Annotated in this window: 21 protein-coding genes; 10 read left to right on the top strand and 11 right to left on the bottom strand. The window is 43.3% G+C overall.

All coding sequences use genetic code 11. From position 1 onward, the window contains the following. Position 1: 1 nt before the first annotated feature. On the bottom strand, positions 2–589 hold the full coding sequence (locus tag R7Z77_RS13575) for an outer membrane beta-barrel protein (RefSeq protein ID WP_017820436.1): 588 nt from the start codon (positions 587–589) through the stop codon (positions 2–4). 420 nt (positions 590–1,009) lie between these two features. Between R7Z77_RS13575 and ebgR the strand changes: the two genes are divergently transcribed. Then, positions 1,010–1,996, top strand: coding sequence for a transcriptional regulator EbgR (gene ebgR, locus R7Z77_RS13580; RefSeq protein ID WP_025768213.1), 987 nt, complete (start codon positions 1,010–1,012; stop codon positions 1,994–1,996). 169 nt (positions 1,997–2,165) lie between these two features. On the opposite strand, the gene R7Z77_RS13585 is transcribed toward ebgR, so the two are convergent. Next, positions 2,166–3,083 carry a LysR family transcriptional regulator gene (locus R7Z77_RS13585; RefSeq protein ID WP_153015675.1) on the bottom strand — a complete coding sequence of 306 codons (918 nt, stop codon included), beginning with the start codon at positions 3,081–3,083 and terminating at the stop codon, positions 2,166–2,168. Between the two features lie 112 nt (positions 3,084–3,195). Here R7Z77_RS13585 and chrA point away from each other — a divergent pair, with 112 nt between their 5' ends. Continuing rightward, positions 3,196–4,335 (top strand): chromate efflux transporter, encoded by a 1,140-nt coding sequence (gene chrA, locus R7Z77_RS13590; protein ID WP_017820434.1) that lies wholly within the window; start codon positions 3,196–3,198, stop codon positions 4,333–4,335. A 123-nt stretch (positions 4,336–4,458) separates the two neighbouring features. On the opposite strand, the gene R7Z77_RS13595 is transcribed toward chrA, so the two are convergent. Further along, positions 4,459–5,103 carry a helix-turn-helix transcriptional regulator gene (locus R7Z77_RS13595; RefSeq protein ID WP_005380169.1) on the bottom strand — a complete coding sequence of 215 codons (645 nt, stop codon included), beginning with the start codon at positions 5,101–5,103 and terminating at the stop codon, positions 4,459–4,461. A 568-nt stretch (positions 5,104–5,671) separates the two neighbouring features. Between R7Z77_RS13595 and R7Z77_RS13600 the strand changes: the two genes are divergently transcribed. Genes R7Z77_RS13600 through R7Z77_RS13615 form a run of 4 tightly spaced genes read left to right on the top strand, consistent with a single transcriptional unit; the run spans position 5,672 to position 8,249 of the window. Beyond that, positions 5,672–6,601: a hypothetical protein gene (locus R7Z77_RS13600; RefSeq protein WP_005391691.1), complete on the top strand. Its 930-nt coding sequence runs from the start codon at positions 5,672–5,674 to the stop codon at positions 6,599–6,601. 20 nt (positions 6,602–6,621) lie between these two features. After that, the gene (locus R7Z77_RS13605; protein WP_005380167.1) at positions 6,622–6,945 is read left to right on the top strand and encodes a hypothetical protein; all 324 of its coding nucleotides are present in this window, start codon (positions 6,622–6,624) and stop codon (positions 6,943–6,945) included. Positions 6,946–6,950: 5 nt separating this feature from the next. Next, positions 6,951–7,628: a C39 family peptidase gene (locus R7Z77_RS13610; RefSeq protein WP_005380165.1), complete on the top strand. Its 678-nt coding sequence runs from the start codon at positions 6,951–6,953 to the stop codon at positions 7,626–7,628. Between the two features lie 54 nt (positions 7,629–7,682). Beyond that, positions 7,683–8,249 (top strand): hypothetical protein, encoded by a 567-nt coding sequence (locus R7Z77_RS13615; RefSeq protein ID WP_064376472.1) that lies wholly within the window; start codon positions 7,683–7,685, stop codon positions 8,247–8,249. 230 nt (positions 8,250–8,479) lie between these two features. On the opposite strand, the gene R7Z77_RS13620 is transcribed toward R7Z77_RS13615, so the two are convergent. After that, positions 8,480–9,475 carry a transporter gene (locus R7Z77_RS13620; protein ID WP_005380160.1) on the bottom strand — a complete coding sequence of 332 codons (996 nt, stop codon included), beginning with the start codon at positions 9,473–9,475 and terminating at the stop codon, positions 8,480–8,482. A 476-nt stretch (positions 9,476–9,951) separates the two neighbouring features. Between R7Z77_RS13620 and R7Z77_RS13625 the strand changes: the two genes are divergently transcribed. Continuing rightward, positions 9,952–11,643 (top strand): AMP-binding protein, encoded by a 1,692-nt coding sequence (locus R7Z77_RS13625; RefSeq protein ID WP_064376481.1) that lies wholly within the window; start codon positions 9,952–9,954, stop codon positions 11,641–11,643. A gap of 68 nt (positions 11,644–11,711) precedes the next feature. Here the strand turns inward: R7Z77_RS13625 and R7Z77_RS13630 are convergent, their stop codons facing one another. Then, positions 11,712–11,921, bottom strand: a complete 210-nt coding sequence (locus R7Z77_RS13630) for a DUF1127 domain-containing protein (RefSeq protein ID WP_005380156.1) — start codon at positions 11,919–11,921, stop codon at positions 11,712–11,714. A 97-nt stretch (positions 11,922–12,018) separates the two neighbouring features. On the opposite strand from R7Z77_RS13630, the gene R7Z77_RS13635 reads away from it, so the two are divergent. Further along, positions 12,019–12,966: a LysR substrate-binding domain-containing protein gene (locus R7Z77_RS13635; protein ID WP_017820432.1), complete on the top strand. Its 948-nt coding sequence runs from the start codon at positions 12,019–12,021 to the stop codon at positions 12,964–12,966. A 118-nt stretch (positions 12,967–13,084) separates the two neighbouring features. Here R7Z77_RS13635 and fusA read toward each other — a convergent pair whose 3' ends face one another. Both fusA and radA read right to left on the bottom strand, forming a co-directional pair. Continuing rightward, positions 13,085–15,175: an elongation factor G gene (fusA, locus tag R7Z77_RS13640; protein ID WP_005386444.1), complete on the bottom strand. Its 2,091-nt coding sequence runs from the start codon at positions 15,173–15,175 to the stop codon at positions 13,085–13,087. Between the two features lie 215 nt (positions 15,176–15,390). Continuing rightward, positions 15,391–16,770 carry a DNA repair protein RadA gene (gene radA, locus R7Z77_RS13645; RefSeq protein ID WP_005386443.1) on the bottom strand — a complete coding sequence of 460 codons (1,380 nt, stop codon included), beginning with the start codon at positions 16,768–16,770 and terminating at the stop codon, positions 15,391–15,393. 136 nt (positions 16,771–16,906) lie between these two features. Between radA and R7Z77_RS13650 the strand changes: the two genes are divergently transcribed. Continuing rightward, positions 16,907–19,255, top strand: coding sequence for a PilZ domain-containing protein (locus R7Z77_RS13650; protein WP_064376471.1), 2,349 nt, complete (start codon positions 16,907–16,909; stop codon positions 19,253–19,255). A gap of 62 nt (positions 19,256–19,317) precedes the next feature. Here the strand turns inward: R7Z77_RS13650 and serB are convergent, their stop codons facing one another. Continuing rightward, positions 19,318–20,298 (bottom strand): phosphoserine phosphatase, encoded by a 981-nt coding sequence (gene serB / locus R7Z77_RS13655; protein WP_005380142.1) that lies wholly within the window; start codon positions 20,296–20,298, stop codon positions 19,318–19,320. Between the two features lie 91 nt (positions 20,299–20,389). Here serB and R7Z77_RS13660 point away from each other — a divergent pair, with 91 nt between their 5' ends. Continuing rightward, positions 20,390–20,995: a YtjB family periplasmic protein gene (locus R7Z77_RS13660; RefSeq protein ID WP_005391677.1), complete on the top strand. Its 606-nt coding sequence runs from the start codon at positions 20,390–20,392 to the stop codon at positions 20,993–20,995. A 95-nt stretch (positions 20,996–21,090) separates the two neighbouring features. Here the strand turns inward: R7Z77_RS13660 and deoD are convergent, their stop codons facing one another. The 3 genes from deoD to deoA form a co-directional block, all read right to left on the bottom strand. Further along, complete coding sequence (deoD, locus tag R7Z77_RS13665) at positions 21,091–21,810, bottom strand: purine-nucleoside phosphorylase (RefSeq protein ID WP_005380140.1); 720 nt, start codon at positions 21,808–21,810, stop codon at positions 21,091–21,093. Positions 21,811–21,953: 143 nt separating this feature from the next. Then, entirely contained in the window at positions 21,954–23,174 is a 1,221-nt protein-coding gene (locus R7Z77_RS13670) for a phosphopentomutase (RefSeq protein ID WP_213889651.1), read from the bottom strand. A gap of 68 nt (positions 23,175–23,242) precedes the next feature. Next, the gene (gene deoA / locus R7Z77_RS13675) at positions 23,243–24,571 is read right to left on the bottom strand and encodes a thymidine phosphorylase (protein WP_064376470.1); all 1,329 of its coding nucleotides are present in this window, start codon (positions 24,569–24,571) and stop codon (positions 23,243–23,245) included. Between the last annotated feature and the right edge of the window lie 42 nt (positions 24,572–24,613).

Genomic DNA, 24,613 nt, shown 5'->3' on the forward strand with positions numbered 1-24,613 from the left:
CTTAAAACTTGTAATCAACACCAACGTACAGGCTGTCAAAATCAAAATCTTCGCTGCCACCGTTTTCGGCATCAATACTTACCGAAGAAGCACGGTAGCCACCAGATACAACCAAACCTGAAGCGAACTCATAACCAGCCTCAACACCGTAGTTAAAGCCTACATCACGACCATCATCGGTAACAGTGCTAGATGATTTCACTTCATAAGAAACACTCATTACACCAAGGCCAGCAATCGCACCAACATAGAAGCCTGTACCTGCAAATTGGTATTTAGGCTTCGCATTGAAATTGAACGCAGAAGCATCAACACTAAATTTAACCGGCCACCCCATGTAAGAAAATGTTTCTTCAAAGTCGCCAAAGTATATGTACTCACCTTCAAAAGCTAGTTTGAAGTTTTCTGAATATTGAAGCTCTTTACCTACAGCAAGGCTAAGACCTGTCGCAGAAAGATCTTTTGACAAGCTTTTAACTTTAAGATCTGAATTTACCAAATCAGCACCAACATACCAGTTACCTTTTGCTTGAACTGATGCTGAAGCAACCACTGCACCTAAAGCCAATAATGGCAATACTTTTTTCATTATAATTTCCTAATTTTTCATACTGTTAGACAGCTTTTAAAAGCGCGGAGATTATAAATAGAGTTGAATACTTTCCTATTGATTTGTTTATAAAAGGAGACACAAAACATAAACATGAACAATAAAACGTTTGCTTGATTAAACTCTAAACAGCTCGAGTCCTATTAAGTACTAGAGTTACCACAAGTAGCAAGTTTCCAAACCAGTCGCGTTTTTCAGTATTTTTACAGCAATATAATCCTTACGTTTACGGCTTTATTTATTACTCAATAGAGTCTATTTCATGAAAACAATTTGGCTTGATATGATGATTTAAAGTGTTTAGGACTGTCTTACTAAAGGTTTGTGCATATCTAAGTAGCTGTTTAAAATAGTCAGATTATTGAGCTCACACTTGGGCAGTGCCAACGGGAAATTTACATGGCAAAGCTAAAAGATATCGCCATTGAAGCAGGCGTCTCACTTGCAACCGTATCGCGGGTTTTGAACAACGACCCAACGTTGAGCGTTAAAGAAGAAACCAAATACCGCATTTTGGAAATTGCAGAAAAACTGGAGTACCGCACCAGTAGCTCGAAGAAAGGCATCAAAGAAGCTAAGCAAAAACATCACTTTTTAGCCTTATATAACTACAAACAAGAAACAGAGGTGAATGACCCTTACTACTTATCAATTCGTCATGGGATTGAAACGCAATGCGACAAATTAGGTATTACGCTAACCAATTGCTATAACAGTGAAATTGATGTTGAAACGAAAAAGATAACAGGTGTCCTTTTAGTCGGAAATGTCGACCAAAAGGTAGTAGATAAATTACCTAAACGTCTAGCCGATAGCATTTGCTACATAAACTTTTCAGATCCAACCTGCCCTTATGATTGCGTTGATGTCGACCTTATTCGAATCAGTAGGCAAGTAGTTGATTTCTTTGTACAACGAGGCCACCGCCGCATCGGTTATATTGGCGGTCAAGACAAGCACGACGCAGCTGACACTCGTGAAAATGTGTTTTTGGACTATGGCTATCTAAAAGGCGTGGTCGCAGAACATGATATACACTATTGTGCCTGCTCTAGTTTGTCCGGTTATAACTTAGCGAAAGAGATGCTAGCCAAAGGTGACTTCCCGAAAGCAGTATTCATTGATTCAGACTCCATCGCGATTGGCATAGTACGTGCAATCCATGAATTTGGCTTAAAGATACCAGAGGATATTACGCTGATTAGTATGAATGATATTCCTACTGCTCGCTTTACCTTTCCGCCGTTGTCTACAATTCGTATTCACTCTGAGTTGATGGGAACTCAGGGAGTGAACTTACTAGTGGAAAAATACCGAGATGGACGCTTACTCCCTCTTCATGTATACGTTCAAACAGAGCTTAAACTACGTGGTACAACTCAATGATACCTTTTCCATTAATCTCTTTTATGAATTAAATCTGGAATATCCCCCCCAACCAAAGACATTCATTTTGCTCAATCAGTACTGTTTCGGTATAACGCCGATAACTCAGCGGGTAGTAAGAAGTTCAACAACAAATCACTCTAAGCACCATGAGTGCCCCAAATGTTTATCATTTAGAGGTGATGGTCGAAGAAACCAACTCGCGTAGCCAAATGCCTTTGTCTTCATTGTTTCGGCTGGAATGCCACAGCATGGCAATATCAAAATCCGCAACGGCGATCGGCGGCTTAACAGTAATGAGATCGTCCGAAAAGCCCTCCGCCAACGCCATTTTTTCTGGCACGATGGCAATGAGATCGCGCTTTTTCAATAGATGCCGAATAGTGAGAAAGTTGCGCGACGCCACGGTGACTTTGCGGCTCAAGCCATGTTCTGCGAGCTTTTGGTCTACTTGTGTCTTTAAGCTCCCATCGGGACTTACCAGAGCTTGCTCGATGTTCGCGAACGCTTCCAGAGACAGCAGTGTTTCCCCTTTCAACACCTGTTTATCACACATGCACACGTGTTTTTCGGTGTACAAGTACAAGCTCTCAAAGTTGTCATCCAACACCGGCATGCTGCCAATAATGACATCGAGCTTTTCGTGCTCAGTTAATGCCACGTAGTTGCTACGATTGACGTTAATAAAACTGATCTGCGCCTCTGGGGCGCGCTGGCGTATTTCGTCATAAAGCCGAGGAGCAAAGATAAACTCGGCATAATCCGTTAACCCGATGCGACATACACCCGCGTAATTTTCAGGTTGGAAGGCAGACTTAGTGAGCAAGTCTTTGGCGATAGAATCCAACAAGTGATGCACAGTTGGCGCGATGTGGTGAGCGTGCTCGGTGGGCTCCATATTGTGCCCTTTTCGCTCAAAAAGCGGGTCGTCAAACAACAACCTTAAACGAGACAAACTATGACTCATCGCCGACTGGCTAACGTAACTTTTCTCTGCCGCGACGCTAACGCTTCGATAGCGATACAAGTAGGAAAACGTCACCAATAAGTTCAAGTCAATGTTGCGCCACTGAATGTCCTCTTTCACTCCAACATCCTCATCCCATTTCATTCATAGATGAAATTAAAATCATCAATTTGAGTCATTTTAGAGCATTCGATAAATTAGCAACAATGCTTTTTAGATAAACAGGCTCGACATGTTCACCATATTCAAAACTTTTTTCTGGCTGGGTTGGTTCAGCTTCGGCGGCCCGGCGGCTCATATTGGTTATTTTCGCCAAACCTTTGTTGAGAAACTGAAATGGCTTGATGACAGCGAGTACGCGCAAATTGTCGCACTCAGTCAGTTTTTGCCGGGACCGGGCTCAAGCCAAGTTGGCTTTGCTTTAGGTTATAAACGCGGCGGTTTAGGTGGCGCATGCGCAGCATTTGTCGGATTCACTCTTCCTTCGGTGATCATCATGTTGGCGCTGGCGATGGTGAGCAGCCAAATCACCGACACCGCAGTGTTCCAAAACATCGTTCACGGCCTAAAACTGCTCGCAGTCGTCGTCGTGGCGGATGCGACTTGGGGCATGTACAAAAACTTCTGCCAAAGTAAACTGACCGCGGGTTTGTGCGTCGCGACTGCGATTGCGTTGCTGGTGGCACCAAGCATCATGACGCAAATGTTCGTGTTGATCGCAGCAGGTTTTGTCGGTACGCGATATCTGAAGAAAGACTCCGCGTCATCAGCCGAGCCGTTTAAACCGTCTATCGCGCCATTGGCTCTATTTGCGGTGCTTTTACTCGGCTTACCATTAGTGGCTCATACGTTACCTTTGCTTGGGCTGTTTAGTGATTTTTTCCAAGCTGGTAGTTTAGTGTTTGGTGGCGGTCATGTGGTGCTGCCGCTTCTGCAAAACATTGTTGGCGACCAGCTCAGCCAAGATGCATTTTTAACAGGCTACGCCGCTGCACAAGCTGTACCGGGGCCAATGTTCACCTTTGCGACTTTTATCGGTTATGAGCTTTCGGATACGCCAATTTTAGGCGCTCTGATCGCAACGCTTGGCGTATTCCTCCCAGGGTTTCTTTTACTGCTTGGCGTTCTTAAAAACTGGCAAGCACTGGCAGGCAAACCGCTGGTCTCCGGCGCCATCAACGGTGTAAATGCCTCGGTAGTAGGGTTGCTACTCGCGGCACTTTACCAGCCAGTATTTAGCAGCGCAGTTGTTGCTCCCATCGACATGGCGTTAGTGATTGCGGGTTTCTATCTACACAAAAAGCTCAACCTTTCGGTACTATGGATGATCGTGTTTTTTGTGGCAGCAGGCCTTGTCACGGGCATGATGTAGCCTGCTGATACGCCAACTATTGAATCTAGATAAACCACGGGCACTCAAATACGAGTGCCCTTGCTTAGATTAGATAGTGAAAACGGAACAGACCCCGATAAAAAGAGCATCACAAATTGTGACTTAACTTCTCTCGGTTAAGCCATTGTTCATTCTTACCAACTTAACCGCATCATGACGAGAATGGACATCGAGTTTTTTGTACAACTTGTATATATGGCTTTTCACTGTACTTTCAGATAAAAAAAGTCTTGAAGCAATTTGTTGATTTGAAATGCCGTACACAAGTAGCTCTAGAATCTGTTTTTCTCTGCATGTTAACTCATCATGCTGCTGTTCTTCGGACAAATTTGCATGCCGATAATTGAGGACTAACTTCTCTAGGTACATTCTTGGTAGCCACAACCCACCTTTCAGTACGTATTCCGCGCCATCACATATATGTGTCACTGATGCACTTCGGAGCAAAATTCCTTTTAACAACTTCCAATGCAGTAAGTCCGTTTGTACTTTTTCACAAGGGACGTTGTGAAGCATAAAGGACCACCCAAATAGATCAAAATCTGGTAACTTTCCTTGTACTTCAAGCTGACGCATAAAATCGTAATCAATAAACATCAAATCGATACTGAGTGAGTGACTTCTGAACACCACTTCATCTGGTTGCATTATCTTTACATCGACATCATGAATGGAAGACAGCTGTTTTTTTATTAAGTTACTTTGTAAATTACTCTCAGCTAGCAGTATCAAGTGCTTCTTTTCCATAGTCCCACCACATTAACTTACCTGTTTCACCAACCCCCGTTAGAAAATTAATTGGGGATAGCAAAGAGAATTTATCTTCATTTTAAGTAGAAAATATAGCACTTCAGAATGATATCGCATTGCTTTTCAGCACCGAAAAAGACTTAAAAAGTATGAACATGTTATATTTTTATCCATACTTTTCAACCTGTGTTAGCATAAGGATATGATTTATAATATTAAATAATAAAGATAATAATTGGATAAAATACCATTTATAAAAAATGGATGACTGCTCCGCTCAGTGCAATAGAACGAATTACTTCTTTATATTGGCTTCATTTCATACTTGATGAGTACTTAAAGTAAATACAAAAAATAACATTATGATTATGTTATTTTTTTCTTTAACACCTTAAAGAGACGCACCTAAATACTCCCTTCCAGCCTGAATCATTCTCAATAATGAGAACAGCTTTCACTGATCCTTTCTTATAATTTCATCGCTTCCCACAACATTTGAAGGAAGCAGCAAGAAGTTAAGTGCAGTCATTTTTAATCAGGAATAACAGGAAATGGAGTAATCGTTATGACTCTAAACAAAACAGGGCTTGCTTTAGCAATGTCAGCAATTTTATTTAGTGGCTCTCTGATCGCGAATGAGATCGATGATGGAGACGACAACATGCAATGGACTGACAGCGCTAATACCGATATCGGTTTATCTGGCAGCTTCAATGATAACAGTGACAATAGCGCATCTCTCGGTGTTGGTGATAGCTTCAACGACAACAGCGATAATAGTGCGTCACTAGGTATTGGTCATAGCTTCAACGACAACAGCGACACTGACAACAGTGCAACTCTTGGTGTTGATGACAGCTTTAATAACAACAGCGACAACTCAAACTCGAGCACTAACACAGCTCAAAGCCACAACGACAATAGTACGTCTAACGCTAACGACAACAGTACCAGTGCTGATCTTGATGTGAGCCTAAATAGTGATAGTAGTGACTCAAGTACTAACACAAATAGAAGCCACAACGACAACAGCGACTCTAGTACTACTGTAAGACGTAGCAACAACGACAACAGTGACTCTAGTATCAACAGTAGCTTTAACGATAACAGCGATAATCGTAATCAAAGCGACAACCGTAACCAGAGTGATAACCGTAGCTACGCTGATTCAAGCACAACAAACTCGAACAGCTTTAACGACAATAGTAACTATCAAAGTGACTCGAGCTCAACAAATGTTGATAGCTTCAATCAAGTCCATATGGATACAGATATGGTTGTTGCGAGCTCAAGCCTAATGGGTGGTGTTACAGGTGCATCAGTTATTTATGCAACTAACGCGGATGATACTCGAGTTCGAGTTGAAAACATGAACACCCTTGGTGGTCTTGGTGGTGCAGCTGGTATTACTACCGTTGGTCAAAATGCTGGTTCAAATTCACTTGTACAACAATCTGTTACAACTAATGCAAGTGTGTTTACTGGGGGTGAGTAACCGACTAGTAGGAGAAAGCGATGCGTTTGGCAATCTGTACTTTGAGTATGATAGTTGCCTGCACTGCACTCGCTGATGACATTGCATTATCTGGCGGAGAAGTTAGCTTGGATATCATGAATGAATCAAGAGGTGGACAAAATGTTGAACTCGACTTGGTTTATGCAGAATCAGATATCAATGGTATTTCGTCAGATAATGTCGCGTCAAACACCGTGAGTGGTAACAATATACTATCAAGTGGAGCGTTCGCAGACAGTTCGGGTATATCCAACGTAATTCAGAACAGCGGAAACAACGTTTTAATCCAGAACTCTACCGTCGTTAACCTGACACTCAAGTAAACAATATGAAAGTATTAAATAACTTAATTTGGCTGATGCTCGTTTATTCAGCATCAGCCATTTCATTAGAACTGCTACCTTACCGAGCACATTACTCTGTTCCTGTTAAAAGCTACAAAGAAATAGTGTTCGGTGATGTTTTTCGCCAACAGTATGACTTCAGCTGTGGCTCTGCCGCCCTGGCTTCTCTTCTCACTTTTCATTATGCAACAGAGTCATCTGAACAAGATATCTTCAAAAGCATGTTTGAAAAAGGTGATAAAGAAAAAATCAAAGAGAAAGGTTTTTCTTTGTTGGATATGAAGTTTTACTTGGATTCCATAGGGTTACGTTCTGACGGCTTTCAAGTAGGATTGGAGAAAATTAAAGAAGTCGGCGTCCCTGGGATTACTCTCGTTAATTTCGATGGGTATATGCATTTTGTTGTCATCAGAGGTATAAACAATCACTCAGTTATTCTAGGAGACCCTTCTAGAGGAACCATGATAATGAAACTGGATGAGTTTGAAAAATATTACCAAGGAATTGTGTTACTGGTCCGTAACGAAGCGGAAATGGGAAGGTCTAGCTTTATAACCAATGATAATTTCACCGTATATCAAAGATCACCATTAAAAACAGGAGTGTCTAGAGATTCCTTAGGGGTATTTAGCATTACTCTCCCAGTTTCCGGTGAAAATTAATATACCATTGTTTTAAATAACTTTAAGAACTAAACAACCTGAAAGGCCTGCATTATGAACTACAATAAATTTTTGTTAGTGCTTTGTATGCTAATACCTCATTTTAATGTGAATGCTAAAGATGTTGGCCTGCAAGAACTTACTCCTCTTTCAAATTCATCTTTAGAAGAATATCGAGGTGGTTTCCAAATTACGGACGAGTATATTATTAATATTGGATTAAGCATTACTACGACTATAAATGGCGATGATATTTTGAACACAAACATTGCCAACTTAGTAATTGAAAATGGTAATTTAAAAAACATTAGCGCAAATAGTGAAAATCAAAGTGGAGATGTTTTCAACCAGGGTATTGTTAACATCATACAATTTGGTGAGGGCAATATTATTGGAGATGATTCTATAGATTCACCCAAAATGCCTTCGTCTCAAAATCCTAATATAATAAGTTCAGACTTTATAAATTCAAGTATTATCAATATTATTCAAAACACGAAAGATAACAGTATTATTGGACTTAGCACGCTCGTAGACATTGATGCTCAAGTAAATGGGGTAATACGGGAAATCAAAGCAAACCAACAATTAGAAGACGCCTTATTGAACCACCTTCAATGAGCATTTCCATTTTTATCTGAAAAATTGTCACGTTAAGCTTCTTTGATATTAGAAACGACTGATATCTATGATTACATACCAAAAGAAAGTTCGATATATCAATCGGCCACCATCATTTAAAGAATATATACCTACTTTATCCAATATAATCCAATCAATTTATAATGCGAACACTAGGCGCTAACGATAAATTAGGCCCAAGACTCAAGGGCCTAGGCCTAATATCCATTTTACAAATTAAAAGGTACTCGTACTGTTAATTGAAAGTCGGGAGTATCTTCTGTAAGACCAGCTTGAGCACTAACATTGATAGATGAGCGTTCACTAAAGGCATAGTTTATACCAAAAGTTAATGCATCTAATTGAAGCAACTTAGCATCATCTGCCGATCTGCCATTTACTTTGCTTTTTAAAATAGTTTTATGGCTAAGTCCTAAAGAGAATGAAAGATCGGGATTCACCGCAAACCCCATTCCCCCTGAAAGAGAAATAGTGTCTCCAAGTTCAACATCAGCTTTTGTGTCGCCAACTGTAACAGTATCCTCTAAGTTATAAATATAACTTAGACTAGCGAACAAGACCGCAGGATCAACAGGGTGAATAAGAGATAAATTAGGCTCAAAACTCCAAAAACCCGAACCTGTAGGGACATCACTAAATGAGTTGCTTCCATCTTCAATAGAAACATCATAAGGCGATCGTCCTGTATCCGACTTTACTCTAAGGCCACCTACCCAGTATGGCGCAGACTCAAAGTTAAACTGGTGCCTCAATGCGAACTCTACATCACCAAGCCCTCCGCCATCCACCGTTGTGTTTACTACTTCACTGTTTGAACCATCTTGAATGGGGCGCGTAGAAACTTGGTCATTACGATACACATACGGCACTCTAACTTCTAACTCTGTGGCGTTTGTTAAACCGTACCGAGCAGTTAATCCAACGGTTACTGTAGTCCTATCCGAATCACTCACTTCAATTCGCCCAACAATCAGAGTTGGTAAGACTGTATACCCAACAACAGATACTTTGTTTGAAGAGTTTTGTGTATAGCTTAAAGACGAATCAAATGACCATTTACCTTTAGGTGTGAGAACGCCTGGGCGCTCAATAACATCACCAACCGTTTGGGCGCGCTGAGGAATATCATCTCCTTCAGCACCATATGCATTCCCCGCAATGAATAAACTACAAAGATAGGTACCCAGTAAAGTCTTCCGTAACATCACATCTTTCCTTTTGCTGATGATCGTACCCAAGTAATCTCAGGCAATAGCTTGAGGTGAAGCTCCTAACTTTCCAAAGTAAGATTAGTATAGCTACTTCAAAACCACGACATACCTTTAAGTTTGGCGCTTTGAAGAAATTAGGAGACATTTATACTTATCTTCAACACTAAGCCACTAGTTAATAAATAATTAGGATAGATTCTATGTTTTCGCAATATTATTAATAAAATAAATTGCTTACCTGTGCTCTTAGTATGAAGTCGGTATGACATAACAGCTGAAAAGCCTGTTCTCTTTTGCGTAGCATCAATCACATTGCTTTTTAGATCGAGTCGCTCCGACTTCAACCATAACTAACGCTATCTTCCCCACATATTTCATCAAAATGCATTCCCGTGTCGCGATTTAACATGCTAAAGTTAACAATGCGTTAACAATTATAAATACAATGAGAAGACATGGAGTCACTTAAAATGAATCAGCCGAATCTAAATAGCGCTGCTGGTTGCGCTCTCCCACCACCAAATGAAATGATCCTCAAATGGGCTCAAGAGCGTCCAAATGAGGTCTACCTAAAACAAATTATTAACCGACAATTTGTTGAGTACACATTCTCTGATGTTGCAGATCAAGCCTTAAAACTTGTCAGCGCACTACGCTCACTTGGTGTAAAGCCTGGCGACAAAGTCGCATTAGTATCTAAAAACTGTGCAGAATGGTTTATTTGCGATCTTGCTATGATGCTTGGTGACTATGTCAGTGTGCCAATCTTTCCTACCGCCGGTGCAGGCACCATCGAATACTGTGTGACTCATAGTGAAAGTAAAGCGATCATTGGCGGAAAACTCGATGATCCCAAAGCAACTCAGCAAGTCATTGATGCTATGCCTGAACTCATTAGCATCGCTCTACCTTATGACACGGCACCAAAGTGTAAGCACGAATACCAAGCGCTCATTGCTGATGCAGTGCCAAGTAAAGAGCGTCCGCAGCATTACGATGACAAGCTAATGTCGTTGGTGTATACCTCAGGCACATCAGGGTTACCGAAAGGCGCGATGCTAACTTACGGCGCATTCAGTTGGTCTGTTCAGCAACTGATCAATCATATTGGTATCCAAGAAAACGACCGATTGTTCTCTTATTTACCGCTCGCTCATATTACAGAGCGTGTTTATATCTTCGGTTCATCGATTATGGGTGGCGTGCCAACAGCATTTCCAGAGTCACTGGACACTTTTATCGAAGATGTGAAGATGCACCGACCAACTCTGTTTATCTCCGTCCCACGATTATGGACGCTATTCCAGCAACGTATTCAAGACAAACTTCCACAGAAGAAGCTCAATATTCTGTTGAAAATCCCATTCGTCAATTCTTTGATCAAGAAAAAGCTAGCAGATGGTCTAGGTTTAGATCAGGCTCGAGTATTAGGCTGTGGCTCTGCACCTGTCTCGCCAGCGCTGTTGGAATGGTACCACTCAGTGGGCCTTGATATCACAGAGGCTTGGGGGATGACGGAATCATTTGCCTACAGCACGCTCAACTACCCATTTAGAGCTGACAAAATCGGTAGTGTCGGTAATGCAGGACCAGGCATTGAGTTAAAAATCGCAGCTGATGATGAAATCATGGTGCGTGGCAAAGGGCTATTTTCTGGCTACTACAAAAATGACATTGCCACCCAAGAGTCTTTTGATTCAGAGGGCTGGCTACACACAGGCGATATCGGCGCTATCGACTCAGATGGTTATCTAACGATTCAAGGCCGTAAAAAAGATAACTTCAAAACCGCCAAAGGTAAATTTGTCTCTCCGGTTCCTATCGAGAAAAAGCTTTTCGAGTACAGTCGCGTAGAGATGATGTGTCTCATCGGTTTAGGGCTACCCGCTCCGATTCTTTTGGTTGTGCCACATGACTTCCCTAACTTTGATCGAGAGCGATACGCACGTACCACACGTAAAGTTATTGCCAGGATGAATCAAGAACTCGCCTCTCATGAGCAAATCAAAGGTGTGTTAATGATTAAAGAACCTTGGAGTATAGAAAATGGCGTACTGACGCCAACGCTTAAAATTAAACGTCATGTGCTCGAACAAAAGTATCATGAGATAGGCCACAATTGGCCAAAAGATGAATTGGTCGTGTGGGAAGAAGACTTGTAATTTTGCTTGCACTCCTCAACACCATTGGGGAGTGCAACTTAACTTTGAGCTTGAATCAAACTCATAAACTACTCTCTCCAGAATGGCTTACTCACTTCACAACTAATCTCCCTTTCACCTAACCCAATATCGTCCCAAAGGTGCTTTGGTAACTCTCTCAAGTGACGACGTGTCTTATAGTTCCTTCTCCAAGCCGCCAGTTTAGAATAAATTAACTGTAACCCGCTCTGATGGGCAGTAGGTATAGTACGCTCACAAGTGTGTGTCATGTTTTCCATTTCAAAGATCCCTATACAATGTTGACCACTTAATAATCAGCGACTACGCTGATATCCTCAAACGATAGAATCTGCCATAGAGTTAAGGAAAACTAATGTGAAAGATCGAATGCCTCCCTTACAGGGCTTGTATTACTTTTTCGTTGCAGCAAAGGAAGGAAGCTTTAAAACGGCAGCAAAAGAACTCTTTGTTACGCCAGCGGCCATTAGTCAGCAAATTCGTCATTTAGAAGAGTTCTTAGGCACGGACCTATTTGTTCGTCAGCACAGAAAAATCGTGCTCACACCTGAGGGAGAGCTACTGTTTAGTCAGGCAGAAAGAGGGTTTGCTCATTTGCAGCAAGGGGTTAGATTAGTCAATCAAGATCCAAACCCGAACCACCTTTCGATATCAACACTCCCCTCTTTCGCTCATCATTGGTTAGTCCCGAAAATTACGGCTTTTCGTCAGCGTCACCCTGATATCGCCTTGCTATTAGAACCAACCAATGATTTGGTGTCTTTTCAAGATAGCCAGATAGATTTATGTGTTCGTTACGGTTTAGGAAAGTACCCCAATTTAGAATCACAATGGCTAATGGACGAAGCTTTTTATCCAGCTTGTCATCCGGTGTACCAGAAAGAGCACGGGATCTATAACATCGAGGATTTAAGCAAAGCTGAGCTGATTGAAGATGTTTGGCCTGATCTTGATTGGAATATGTGGTTAGCAACCTTGGGTCACTGCGCAGCAAAGCCTACCTTAAAATACAGTGGATCACATCTCGTGCTTGAGGCTGCACTATCACTTCAAGGCGTGGCATTAGTAAAACACAGTTTAGCTCATCAATATTTTCGTTCTGGCAAATTGGTCCGAATTGGAGATATCGCTATCAAGCCCAACTTTGCGTATTACTTGTGTGCGCCAAAAGGCTACTTAAAAAGACCTAAAGCTCAATTGTTTGCGCAATGGTTGAAGGAAGAAATAGAAATATTTGAAAAGTCAGTGGTACCAGACTTTAAGACCATTGACCTAAAAGGCAACAGCACTAGAACGGCATCATAACAATCGTCAAAACAAACGCTAAATAGGAATAAAACAAAAACGCTCTGCGTATAAGACTGCTAGATACAAAAAGCCCCGCACTAAGCGGGGCTTTCAAGTTATAGAGTTAACTTAAGAATTACTTCTTAGCGTTACGCTCTTTAACGTCAGCAATTACTTGCTCTGCAACGTTTGTTGGACATGGTGCGTAGTGTGAGAACTCCATAGAGAACTGACCACGACCAGAAGTCATAGTACGTAGAGTACCAATGTAACCAAACATTTCTGATAGAGGTACATCACCCTTGATACGTACGCCAGTAGACGCTGCTTGTTGGTCTTTGATCATACCACGACGACGGTTAAGGTCACCGATTACGTCACCAACGTGATCTTCTGGAGTGAACACGTCAACTTTCATGATTGGCTCAAGAAGTTGCGCGCCAGCTTTAGGCATAGACTGACGGAATGCACCTTTCGCTGCGATTTCGTAAGCGATAGCTGAAGAGTCAACTGCGTGGAAACCACCGTCGAATAGTTCAACTTCAACGTCTAGAGTAGGGAAGCCAGCTAGAACACCGTGCTCCATCATTGACGCAAAGCCTTTCTCAACTGCAGGCCAGAATTCTTTAGGTACGTTACCACCAACAACTGTTGATTTGAACGTGAAGCCAGAGTTTGGCTCACCTGGTTTGATGCGGTAATCGATCTTACCGAACTGACCAGAACCACCAGACTGTTTCTTGTGCGTGTAGCTATCTTCGATTGCTTGAGTGATAGTTTCACGGTAAGCAACCTGTGGAGCACCAACTTCTAGCTCAACGCCGTAAGTACGCTTAAGGATATCTACCTTGATGTCTAGGTGAAGTTCACCCATACCTTTCAGGATAGTTTCGCCTGAATCTTCATCAGTCTCAACTTGGAATGATGGATCTTCTGCAACCATTTTACCGATCGCAATACCCATCTTCTCAGAACCGCCTTTATCTTTAGGCTTAACTGCGATAGAGATTACTGGATCTGGGAAGATCATTGGCTCAAGAGTACATTCGTGCTTAGGATCACATAGAGTGTGACCAGTTTGAACGTTCTTCATACCAACTACAGCGATGATGTCACCAGCTTGTGCTGAATCGATCTCGTTACGCTCGTCCGCGTGCATCTCAACCATACGGCCGATACGCTCTGTTTTACCAGTTGCAGAGTTAAGGATTGTGTCACCTTTCTTCATCTTACCAGAGTAGATGCGGATAAAGGTTAGAGCACCGAAGCGGTCATCCATGATCTTAAATGCAAGAGCACGTAGTGGCTCGTCTGCAGATACAGTCGCAACTTCACCAGTTGGCTCACCAGTCTCTGAATCAGTTAGAGGCTGTGGATCAACTTCTGTTGGAGATGGTAGGTAATCAATTACCGCGTCAAGAATAAGTTGGATACCTTTGTTCTTGTACGCTGAACCACAGTAAGTTGGGAAGAATGCTAGATCACGAGTACCTTTACGGATACAACGTTTGATGTCTTCTAGAGATGGCTCTTCGCCTTCTTCTAGGTAAGCCATCATTAGATCTTCGTCTTGCTCTAGAGCAGTTTCGATTAGCATTTCACGGTATTCAGCAGCTTTTTCTACCATGTCTGCTGGAATATCTTGAACTTCGTAGTTCTCTGGTTGGCCAGACTCATCCCATACGTAAGCTTGTTGGCTTAGTACGTCTACAACACCTACGAAATCTTCTTCGATACCGATAGGTAGAGTCATAACTAGAGGTGTAGCACCTAGTACGTTCTGTACTTGATCTACAACTTTGTAGAAATCTGCGCCCATACGGTCTAGTTTGTTAACGAAGATCAGACGTGATACGTGTGATTCGTCAGCGTAACGCCAGTTAGTTTCTGACTGAGGCTCAACACCACCAGAACCACAGAATACACCGATACCACCGTCAAGTACTTTTAGAGAACGGTAAACTTCGATAGTGAAGTCAACGTGTCCAGGAGTATCGATGATGTTTAGACGGTGATCGTTCCAGAAACAAGTTGTTGCTGCAGACTGGATTGTGATACCACGCTCAGCTTCCTGCTCCATGAAGTCAGTAGTAGTTGAACCGTCGTGAGTGTCACCGATCTTATGGATCTTACCAGTTAGCTTTAGGATACGCTCTGTAGAGGTAGTTTTACCCGCGTCTACGTGAGCAAAAATACCAATGTTTCTGTATTTTGATAAATCAGTCATTGTCTTACTCTGTTAATAAGGTATAAAGTGCGCGCAGAGTATATCACATTCTGTCAATACTGATACCCTTGCGTGCGGATGGAAGAAAAAAAATTTTAACGTGAAATTTCCGTCCCCAAAGCATAGTCAAACACAGCAATTTATGTACTTTATTCGCATTTTATTGAGGACGGATAGAACAGTTTGTGATTGCACAAATACCATTCTTATGAGCATTACAGCTCGTCAAAAGCCTCTATAGCTTCCGACAATTTCTTAACGCCGTGAATTTGCATGCCAGGGATGCCACCTTTCGGCATGTTGGCTGCTGGCACGATGGCTTTCTTGAAACCATGTTTGAACGCTTCATTCAAACGCTCTTGCCCACTTGGCACTGGACGGATTTCGCCCGCAAGCCCTACCTCACCAAAAATCACCACATCTTTAGGGAGTGGACGGTCACGAAAACTCGATAAAAGCGCCATAACTAAAGCAAGATCAGCGCTCGTCTCCGTCACCTTAACACCGCCAACCACATTAACAAAGACATCTTGGTCTGCCATTTGTAAGCCACCATGCTTATGCAACACAGCAAGCAAAAGTGATAGGCGGTTCTGCTCCAAGCCGACCGCAACACGACGAGGGTTGGCTAACTGCGAGTAATCCACCAGCGCTTGAATCTCTACTAGTAGAGGGCGCGTGCCTTCCCAAACCACCATGACGGAAGAGCCTGATGTTTCTTCTTCACCACGAGAAAGGAAGATCGCTGATGGGTTACTCACTTCCTTCAATCCTTGGCCTGTCATTGCAAATACACCAAGCTCATTCACAGCACCAAAACGGTTTTTATGACTACGCAAAGTGCGGAATCGGCTATCCGTTCCACCATCGAGTAGTACCGAACAGTCGATAATGTGTTCAAGAACTTTGGGGCCCGCAAGGGTACCATCTTTTGTTACGTGACCAACAATAAATACCGCAACATTATTCTGTTTTGCGTATCGTGTCAGAGCCGTCGCAGATTCACGTACCTGAGCAACACTGCCAGGCGACGATTGAACATCAGAAACGTGCATCACCTGAATCGAGTCTATTACCATTATACGAGGCTGCTCTTTTTCGGCGATTTGGCAAATTTTGTCGACGTTCGTTTCCGATAGCATTTTTAAATGATCTTTCGGCAAGCCCAATCGGGAAGCACGCATTGCCACCTGCTGTAACGACTCTTCACCGGTTACGTAAAGCGTTGGCATTTGCGCAGATAAACTACACATGGTTTGCAACAGAAGGGTTGATTTACCTGCACCAGGGTTACCACCAATCAAAATTGCGGCACCTGGCACAACCCCACCACCCAACACGCGGTCAAGCTCTTTAAACCCACTGGTGAAGCGAGGTACTTCTTGCAGATCAATTTCGGATAGCGTTTGAACCGTAGCTTCTGTTGCGGAACCAGCGTAGCCGCTTAAGCGTTCATTGCGAGCAACGGTTGGCGATGCAGCGATACGTACTTCTGTTATCGTATTCCATGCACCACATGCGTTACACTGCCCCTGCCAACGGGGAAAGTCCGCGCCACAATCATTACAAACATACGCTCGTTTTGCTTTCGCCATGATGCCTCAATTTTTTCTACAAATGTGACTAAGCACAGCCAAGTCAGACCTGAACTGAAATGAACTATTGATATACTTAAGTATTACTTCGCTTAGCCGATACAATTTAAAGTAACGACATACTCTAACAGAAATAATGCAGCAATCTGAAATTCTCTCGCTCGCAGAACGACTCATTCCCGTTTACGGTACGAATGACTTTGACTTTGTCCTTGGCCAACTGACCGAGGAAGAGCCGCCTTCGGCCAAAATTTTGGTTAAAATGGAACTTAACCGCTTAATGGCTCCATGCAAAAAAAGTATTGATTTGCGAGGTCGCGTTCAAGGCGAATGTCGCGAGTATATTTTGGATGGTATTCCACATTGGTTGGATGATGTTGCTTTCAACGCTTACCATAAAAACATCAAAAAGTTTGGCTGCTACACGGAAGGAATGTGGGAAGCATTGGTCAACACGCGAAATAACTTTCGCGTAATGAGCAAGCGCCTTACTCAGCAAAAAACGCAATCGTTAACGGATCCTAAAAGCCCGTTCTTAGCAGAACCCGTTCACCTAGGCTACGATTTAAAGCGCCAAGAAAAACGCTTGAAAGTCCAATCTCAAGTTGAAATTTGCCGTTCTAAAGGACAGCTTCTTCATGGATTAAGCATTGATTTATCTAGCTCTGGCGCAAAGTTCAAAGTCCCTAGCGCATTTAAATATAACCTTGGGGAAATTATTCAGGTCACGTTTACTGAATTTGCCAGCAAATCTAACGTTGCAGGTATAGAGAAACCGCTTGCATACCGCATACTCGCGGTTGATGACTGTTACGAAAATGACTCAGTTCGATACCTCAGAACCATACGCTTAACTGACACCAATGTCGTCACCAGAGTGATAGATGAAGCGCTCAACAGTGCTGCTAAAAGGGCTCGTCACGACAATCAAGACAAGATTATTCGAGCTCGAACTCGCGGTTATGAGCACATCGCACTAAAGCACACCAGCAGCTTGCCTCTATTCTTTGATGGTAGTGACCTAAAATTAGCAATGTTAACGCCAAACAATCAAAAGCTTTGGCAATACTGGCACGATGAGAGAAACCAGCAAATGTTTGGTTCCTTATTCAACGAGCAACGCATCGCGTCACTCATTAAGCCTGGTGTGAAAGGAACAACCAATGTCCTTTATTCATTTACTCACGAGCACGAGAATCGAACCTATTTCTATTCGATGTTTCGCCCTGAAGCAACTCGCGAACAGCGCCAGCTATTTTGGCATTTAGGTGGCAAACGAGAGAGTTGGCGCGCCTTTAGAATTTCAATCTTTGAACTATCAGAGCAAGAACAGGAAGACCTAGCAGCATTCTCTCCAGAGTTGGCAGAAACGTCTCAATCACTGACTCATATTGGTATTTTGCAAGAAATTGCTGACGAAAAGTCAGGGCAGGATTACCTGCTAACTGAAAAGCCGCGCTTACCCGCTAATACGTTAAACGCGTTTCGCCATCCGAGAAGAGTTATTGGCAATCCAAAGGGCATTTATTTTGATGCAAAGTCTCGTCGTAAAGAGCCTCGTTATCGTTTTAAAACACCTTTAGAGTTGTACTCAGGGCAAACTAAAACAGGCGGCTGTACTGTTGACCTTTCCAAACGAGGACTCGGAATTAGGCTAAGTGAGCCCACGATGTTACGTTCTGGGCAAGAGGTAAGAATCAACTTTCGAGAATTACAACTCTACGATAAAAAATTGCCGTTAATGTCGGTGCCATACCGAGTAATTCGTGTAAGCCCAGATGGTTGTAGCGTGCAGTTAGTTATTGATGAAAGCAGCCAAACCATGAAGGTAATCGCTTTTTTCAACAGCATTATCGAGCACAATCAAGACAAGCTAATCGCGCAAAAAGAGACGCTACCAAGTAATGCTCTACTTGAAAGGCTGCACTGCATGTTGCTCTCGCGTACGCTGAGCACGCCCATTTTTATCAGTAAGAGTACGTCATCTTCAATAAAAACCCCCGTTATCGGGGTGAACTTGCCGCTACCTAAACACATTGAACTTTTTGCCCGTCTTGGGCATGACCAACTGTTGTCACTTGAACCTATCTTTAAAGGCCGGACAAGCACATTAATCGCAGAGCCAATAAAACGTGTAGAAGGTGCTCAAGCCAGACATCAGGATATCTACATAAGCGCCGTAAAAGTAGGCAATAAAATTACAGGCATTGAGTCAAAGCTTCATCAAGAGTTCAACAGCGTAAAAGAGCGGATTCAATTTATAAAGAAAGCGCGAATGATGGGTGACTTTTACGTGATTCGCCTTTCTACTGCGCCAATTTTCGATCCGATGACATCATTACTGCAACAAGATTTAAGTGACTTAACCCAATTTGGCGTACATCAAGCGAGCAAGTTAGAAAAAGAGTTAACAGCGCTCGTTGGTTACAGTGAATTTGAAGACATTACTGAAGAGGTTGTAATTAGATTGGAGTTAACCGAGTAAATTCAAAGTCATACCAAATTGAAAAAAACACCGCCTTTCTGGCGGTGTTTTTGAATGGATGGTTAAGGTTTAGCTTTCCAGCTGACCTTTTGCTGCTTCACCAATGCGCCAGATAAAATACAGAGCACACCGCCCAACCCTGCAAAGCGAATCGCTGATTGCGCTTGAGCTTCCACTTTTGGTTTTGCGTGATACGCAATCCCTAATCCTGCCACCGACATCATCACAAGATCATTAGCGCCATCACCGACAGCAACCGTGTTGTGCTGCTCAATTTCATATTCATCCGCCAGTTCCACTAGAATGTCAGACTTCATCTGCGCCGTTACCACATCGCCAAGTACTTTACCCGTGAGTTTGCCGTCAATAATTTCTAATTGATTGGAGCGAGCAAAGTCTAAGTCGACTTTATCTTTGATGTAATCAGAGAAGTAAGTAAAACCACCGGAGGCAATCGCTGTTTTCCAGCCCAAGGCTTTCAACGTCGCAATTAGCGCTTCAAAGTCCGGCATGAATGGTAACTGGGAACGAACTTGTTCAAGAATTGATTCATCGGCACCTTTGAGCTTACCAACTCGCTGACGTAAACTTTGCTCAAAATCCAGCTCACCTTGCATGGCACGTTCAGTGACTTCAGCGACCTCATCCCCTACTCCTGCCAGTTTCGCGATTTCATCAATACACTCTATCTGGATCGCCGTTGAATCCATATCAAATACAATCAACCCTTGGGTTGATAGATCGGGCACTTCATTAAGCGAGGCGTAATCTAGGTTGAGACTTTGTAAGATCGTTTCATGTTGAGGAGTCAACTCTCCGGCCATCAGGGCTACTTCATATTGGCCAACTTTCCACGTTTCTAGTATTGGGTTGTAAAAGCCGGTGAAGAAATCAATGTCTTCGAAGTGACTTGGCGAAAGGTACTCAGCAAATACGATCCAGTTTGCTTTTGCTTTATCTAATTGGGAGGCAAATCGAGTCTCGGGTAATCGTTTTAAAAGTGTCGTATGTTTTCTGATAGGCAAGCTTTTTGACGCGTCCATGTATATAATCCCTTATGACTTTGCTAAAACGTTACCTCAACAAACTAAAAAGGCAAGTCTTTGTTTTATTTTAAATGGATGAGTAAAGAGCATGAGTGAATCTTTGTTCTCAGTAAGGAATGCCCTAAGAATTCTGGCACTAATCCTACTGTGTGTGATGTTGTTTATCACAATAAAAAACAGTGTTGTGATCAGTAAGGGTAATGAGAAAATTCAAGCACAACAGCTTGAAACGCTCACCAAAGTTTTGATTTCACAGGCGTCTCTTTCTGCCAGTGAGATGATTTTAACTAAAGATCAAGAACGATTACTTCAGCTAACAAACCAGCTAGCACAAGACCGTTTAGTGTTTGATGCAACAATCTACGATGCACAGGGTGTACGTTTAGCGTCTAGTGAAGAGGCATTATCGGTACGCGAAGTTCTTGGCCTGGATACGCCTTTGGCAACAGCTTCCATTGGTCGCCAGCAGTTGGTTGAACCAGTTTTTGCAGATGGTGCGCTTATCGGTTTTGTTCGCGTGACCTTTGAGACGGGCCGGGTGACGGCTATTTCTGACCACCACTATCGCAAGAGCGATCGTTATATGTACATGATGGTCTTAATGAGCTTTGTCTGTGGTATGTTGTTCATCTTGATTTTACGTCGACAACCGATACGTCGTAAAAAAGCGCCAAACCTGCTGCTAACCAAGTAACTAGGTAGCGCTAACAACTCATATAAAAACAGCCCGCAATGTGTGGGCTGTTTTTTTAGCTCTTGAGAGCGAAAAATAGAATGACTCTTCGTCGCTTACTCTTCGTCACCAAGCAATACTGAATCTAGTGCGATTAGCATCATGTCGTTGAATGTCGTTTGACGCTCGTCAGATGTAGTCTGTTCGCCAGTCTTGATATGATCAGAAACCGTACAGATTGTCAGAGCTTTTGCACCGTATTCTGCCGCAACACCGTAAATACCAGCCGCTTCCATTTCAACACCAACAATGCCGTACTTGTCCATTACATCGAACATTTCTGGATCTGGCGTGTAGAAAAGCTCTGCTGAGAATAGGTTACCAACTTTAACGTCAATACCGCGAGCTTTTGCAGCGTCTTCTGCCGCACGAACCATGTTGTAGTCTGCGATTGCCGCGAAGTCATGACCTTTAAAGCGGATACGGTTCACTTTAGAGTCAGTACATGCACCCATGCCGATCACAACATCACGCACTTTGATGTCTTCATTCACTGCGCCACAGCTGCCAACACGGATGATTTTCTTCACGCCGAAGTCTTTGATTAGTTCAGTCGCGTAAATCGAGCATGATGGGATACCCATACCGTGGCCCATTACCGAGATCTTACGGCCTTTGTATGTGCCTGTGTAACCAAACATATTACGAACGTCACACACTTGAACGACATCTTCGAGGAAAGTCTCTGCGATGTATTTTGCACGTAGTGGATCGCCAGGCATCAGTACGACGTCTGCAAATGCACCCATTTCAGCATTGATATGTGGAGTTGCCATTTTCTTTTCCTTAACCTTTCTCTAGCGCTCCGCGCTTAAGGCGATATAAGCCAGAGTATTCTCATTTCCGACAAGCAGCATTTACATACTGCAAACATAAAACTAGGAGCAATCAAGCTCCTAGTTTTCAAAAACCTAACTAATTATAGGAAGTTCTTACCGTAATCCATTGGAGAAGTACCGAAGTAACTTGCCAATGTTTGACCGATATCTGCGAATGTTTCGCGGCGGCCAAGAGAACCAGCTGGTACTTTTTGACCATAAACCAATACTGGGATGTGCTCACGAGTATGGTCAGTGCCTGGCCATGTTGGGTCACAACCGTGGTCAGCCGTTAGGATAAGCACATCGTCTTCTTTCATCATCTCTAGCACTTCATTGATGCGACCATCGAAGTACTCAAGTGCCGCTGCGTAACCCGCTACGTCACGACGGTGACCGTAAGCTGAGTCGAAGTCTACAAAGTTAGTGAATACGATCGTGTTGTCGCCCGCTTCTTTGATTTGCTCTAGCGTTGCTTCGAACAATGCAGGGATACCTGTCGCTTTCACTTTCTTAGTGATGCCGCAGTTTGCGTAGATATCAGCAATCTTACCAATAGAAACCACGTTGCCTTGCTTCTCTTCAACAAGTTTCTGTAGAACCGTTGCTGATGGTGGCTCAACAGAAAGATCACGACGATTACCTGTACGCTCAAATTGACCTTTACCAGCACCAACAAATGGACGCGCGATAACACGACCAATGTTGTAATCTTCTAGCTCTTCACGTGCGATTTGGCAAAGCTCTAGTAGACGGTCTAGACCGAAAGTCTCTTCGTGACATGCGATTTGGAATACAGAGTCCGCAGAGGTGTAGAAGATTGGTTTGCCAGTCTTCATGTGCTCTTCACCAAGATCGTCAAGAACTTGAGTACCAGATGCGTGGCAGTTACCTAGGAAACCGTCAAGACCTGCACGCTCAAGAATGCGGTCAGTCAGTTCTTTCGGGAAGCTGTTTGCTTTGTCAGTGAAGTAACCCCAGTCAAACAGAACAGGAACACCTGCGATTTCCCAGTGACCAGACGGCGTGTCTTTACCTGAAGAAAGCTCTGCTGCATGACCGTATGCACCAATGATTTCAGCGTCTGCGTCTAGTCGAGGTGCGAAGCGACCTGTCGATTCTTTATGCGCCATTGCCAAACCAAGTTTCGATAGATTTGGAAGGCGAAGTGCACCTTGGCGATTGTCGTTATCTGCTAAGCCTTTTTCACATTGGTCAGCGATGTGACCTAGTGTGTCTGAACCTACATCACCAAATTCTTTAGCGTCGGCAGTTGCACCGATACCGAATGAGTCTAGTACTAAAATAAATGCTCTTTTCATTGCTCGTTCCTTAGGCCCACTCGGCTTTTTATTATGGTTGAGTAGGCCTTGTGTAATTGCTTGTTCTATTAGATATCTTCTGCACGAATTTGGCGGTAAACCTCTGGAGTTGGTGTGTATTCACCACCTACTTTGATTGCACTGCGCAGTGCTTTTGCCGCTTCTTCCCATTGCTCTTCAGTGCGAGCGTGGATGACCGCAAGAGGTTTATCACTGTCTGCGACCTCACCTAGGCGGATGAACTCGTCGAAACCAACTGCGTAGTCGATTTCATCAGTAGCAACACGACGACCACCACCCATAGCAACCACAGCCATGCCGATAGCACGTGTATCCATTGCAGAGACAATGCCCGTTTCTGTTGCGTAAACTGGCTTGATGATTTCTGCTTTTTCTAAGTAGTTGTTGTAGTTTTCTACGAAGTCCGCAGGGCCGCCTAAGCCAGCAACCATCTTGCCGAAGCACTCAGCCGCTTTGCCGTTATCCAGCACTTCCATCAGTTTTGCGCGTGCGTCTTCTGTGTTCTCAGCAAGCTTGCCAAGTACTAACATTTCAGCACATGAAGCCATGGTCACTTCAAGTAGACGAGGGTTACGGTATTCACCTGTTAAGAAACGAACCGCTTCACGAACTTCTACTGCGTTACCCGCTGAAGACGCCAATACTTGGTTCATGTCCGTAAGAATTGCCGTAGTCTTAGTGCCAGCACCGTTTGCTACCGCAACGATTGATTTTGCTAGCTCTTCAGACGCTTCGTAAGTTGGCATAAATGCACCTGAACCCACTTTTACGTCCATCACTAGCGATTCCAGACCCGCCGCCAGTTTCTTAGAAAGGATCGACGCCGTAATCAGGGAGATATTGTCTACCGTTGCGGTAATATCACGAGTAGCGTAAACACGCTTATCCGCAGGAGCAAGGTCACCAGTTTGACCGATGATCGCCACACCAGCGTCTTTGGTTACTTGACCAAAAACATCGTTGCTCGGCGTAATGTTGTAACCAGGGATAGATTCAAGTTTATCCAGCGTACCGCCTGTATGACCAAGACCGCGGCCAGAGATCATAGGTACGAAACCGCCACACGCTGCCACCATTGGGCCAAGCATTAAAGAAGTTACGTCACCCACACCACCGGTTGAGTGTTTGTCGACAATTGGACCACCGAAGTTCATGTGGCTCCAGTCGATAACCATGCCCGAATCACGCATTGCACACGTTAAGGCGATGCGCTCATCCATGGTCATTTCATTAAAGAAAATCGTCATAGCAAACGCCGCAATCTGACCTTCAGATACCGTGTTGTTCGCTACGCCTTGAATAAAGAAGTTGATTTCGTCTGCGGTAAGTACTTCACCGTCACGTTTTTTACGAATGATTTCTTGTGGTAAATACATTAGTGCCTCCCAAGCTCTTTTGAGCCATGGTTGTAGTAGGAT

Source organism: Vibrio sp. 1401 (assembly GCF_033340295.1).

Bases quoted from the DNA above. Each gene is read 5' to 3' on its own strand.
- R7Z77_RS13575 (WP_017820436.1), bottom strand. From the start codon at position 589: ATGAAAAAAGTATTGCCATTATTGGCTTTAGGTGCAGTGGTTGCTTCA.
- ebgR (WP_025768213.1), top strand. From the start codon at position 1,010: ATGGCAAAGCTAAAAGATATCGCCATTGAAGCAGGCGTCTCACTTGCA.
- chrA (WP_017820434.1), top strand. From the start codon at position 3,196: ATGTTCACCATATTCAAAACTTTTTTCTGGCTGGGTTGGTTCAGCTTC.
- R7Z77_RS13595 (WP_005380169.1), bottom strand. From the start codon at position 5,103: ATGGAAAAGAAGCACTTGATACTGCTAGCTGAGAGTAATTTACAAAGT.
- R7Z77_RS13600 (WP_005391691.1), top strand. From the start codon at position 5,672: ATGACTCTAAACAAAACAGGGCTTGCTTTAGCAATGTCAGCAATTTTA.
- R7Z77_RS13605 (WP_005380167.1), top strand. From the start codon at position 6,622: ATGCGTTTGGCAATCTGTACTTTGAGTATGATAGTTGCCTGCACTGCA.
- R7Z77_RS13610 (WP_005380165.1), top strand. From the start codon at position 6,951: ATGAAAGTATTAAATAACTTAATTTGGCTGATGCTCGTTTATTCAGCA.
- R7Z77_RS13615 (WP_064376472.1), top strand. From the start codon at position 7,683: ATGAACTACAATAAATTTTTGTTAGTGCTTTGTATGCTAATACCTCAT.
- R7Z77_RS13620 (WP_005380160.1), bottom strand. From the start codon at position 9,475: ATGTTACGGAAGACTTTACTGGGTACCTATCTTTGTAGTTTATTCATT.
- R7Z77_RS13625 (WP_064376481.1), top strand. From the start codon at position 9,952: ATGAATCAGCCGAATCTAAATAGCGCTGCTGGTTGCGCTCTCCCACCA.
- R7Z77_RS13630 (WP_005380156.1), bottom strand. From the start codon at position 11,921: ATGGAAAACATGACACACACTTGTGAGCGTACTATACCTACTGCCCAT.
- fusA (WP_005386444.1), bottom strand. From the start codon at position 15,175: ATGACTGATTTATCAAAATACAGAAACATTGGTATTTTTGCTCACGTA.
- radA (WP_005386443.1), bottom strand. From the start codon at position 16,770: ATGGCGAAAGCAAAACGAGCGTATGTTTGTAATGATTGTGGCGCGGAC.
- R7Z77_RS13650 (WP_064376471.1), top strand. From the start codon at position 16,907: ATGCAGCAATCTGAAATTCTCTCGCTCGCAGAACGACTCATTCCCGTT.
- serB (WP_005380142.1), bottom strand. From the start codon at position 20,298: ATGGACGCGTCAAAAAGCTTGCCTATCAGAAAACATACGACACTTTTA.
- R7Z77_RS13660 (WP_005391677.1), top strand. From the start codon at position 20,390: ATGAGTGAATCTTTGTTCTCAGTAAGGAATGCCCTAAGAATTCTGGCA.
- deoD (WP_005380140.1), bottom strand. From the start codon at position 21,810: ATGGCAACTCCACATATCAATGCTGAAATGGGTGCATTTGCAGACGTC.
- R7Z77_RS13670 (WP_213889651.1), bottom strand. From the start codon at position 23,174: ATGAAAAGAGCATTTATTTTAGTACTAGACTCATTCGGTATCGGTGCA.
- deoA (WP_064376470.1), bottom strand. From the start codon at position 24,571: ATGTATTTACCACAAGAAATCATTCGTAAAAAACGTGACGGTGAAGTA.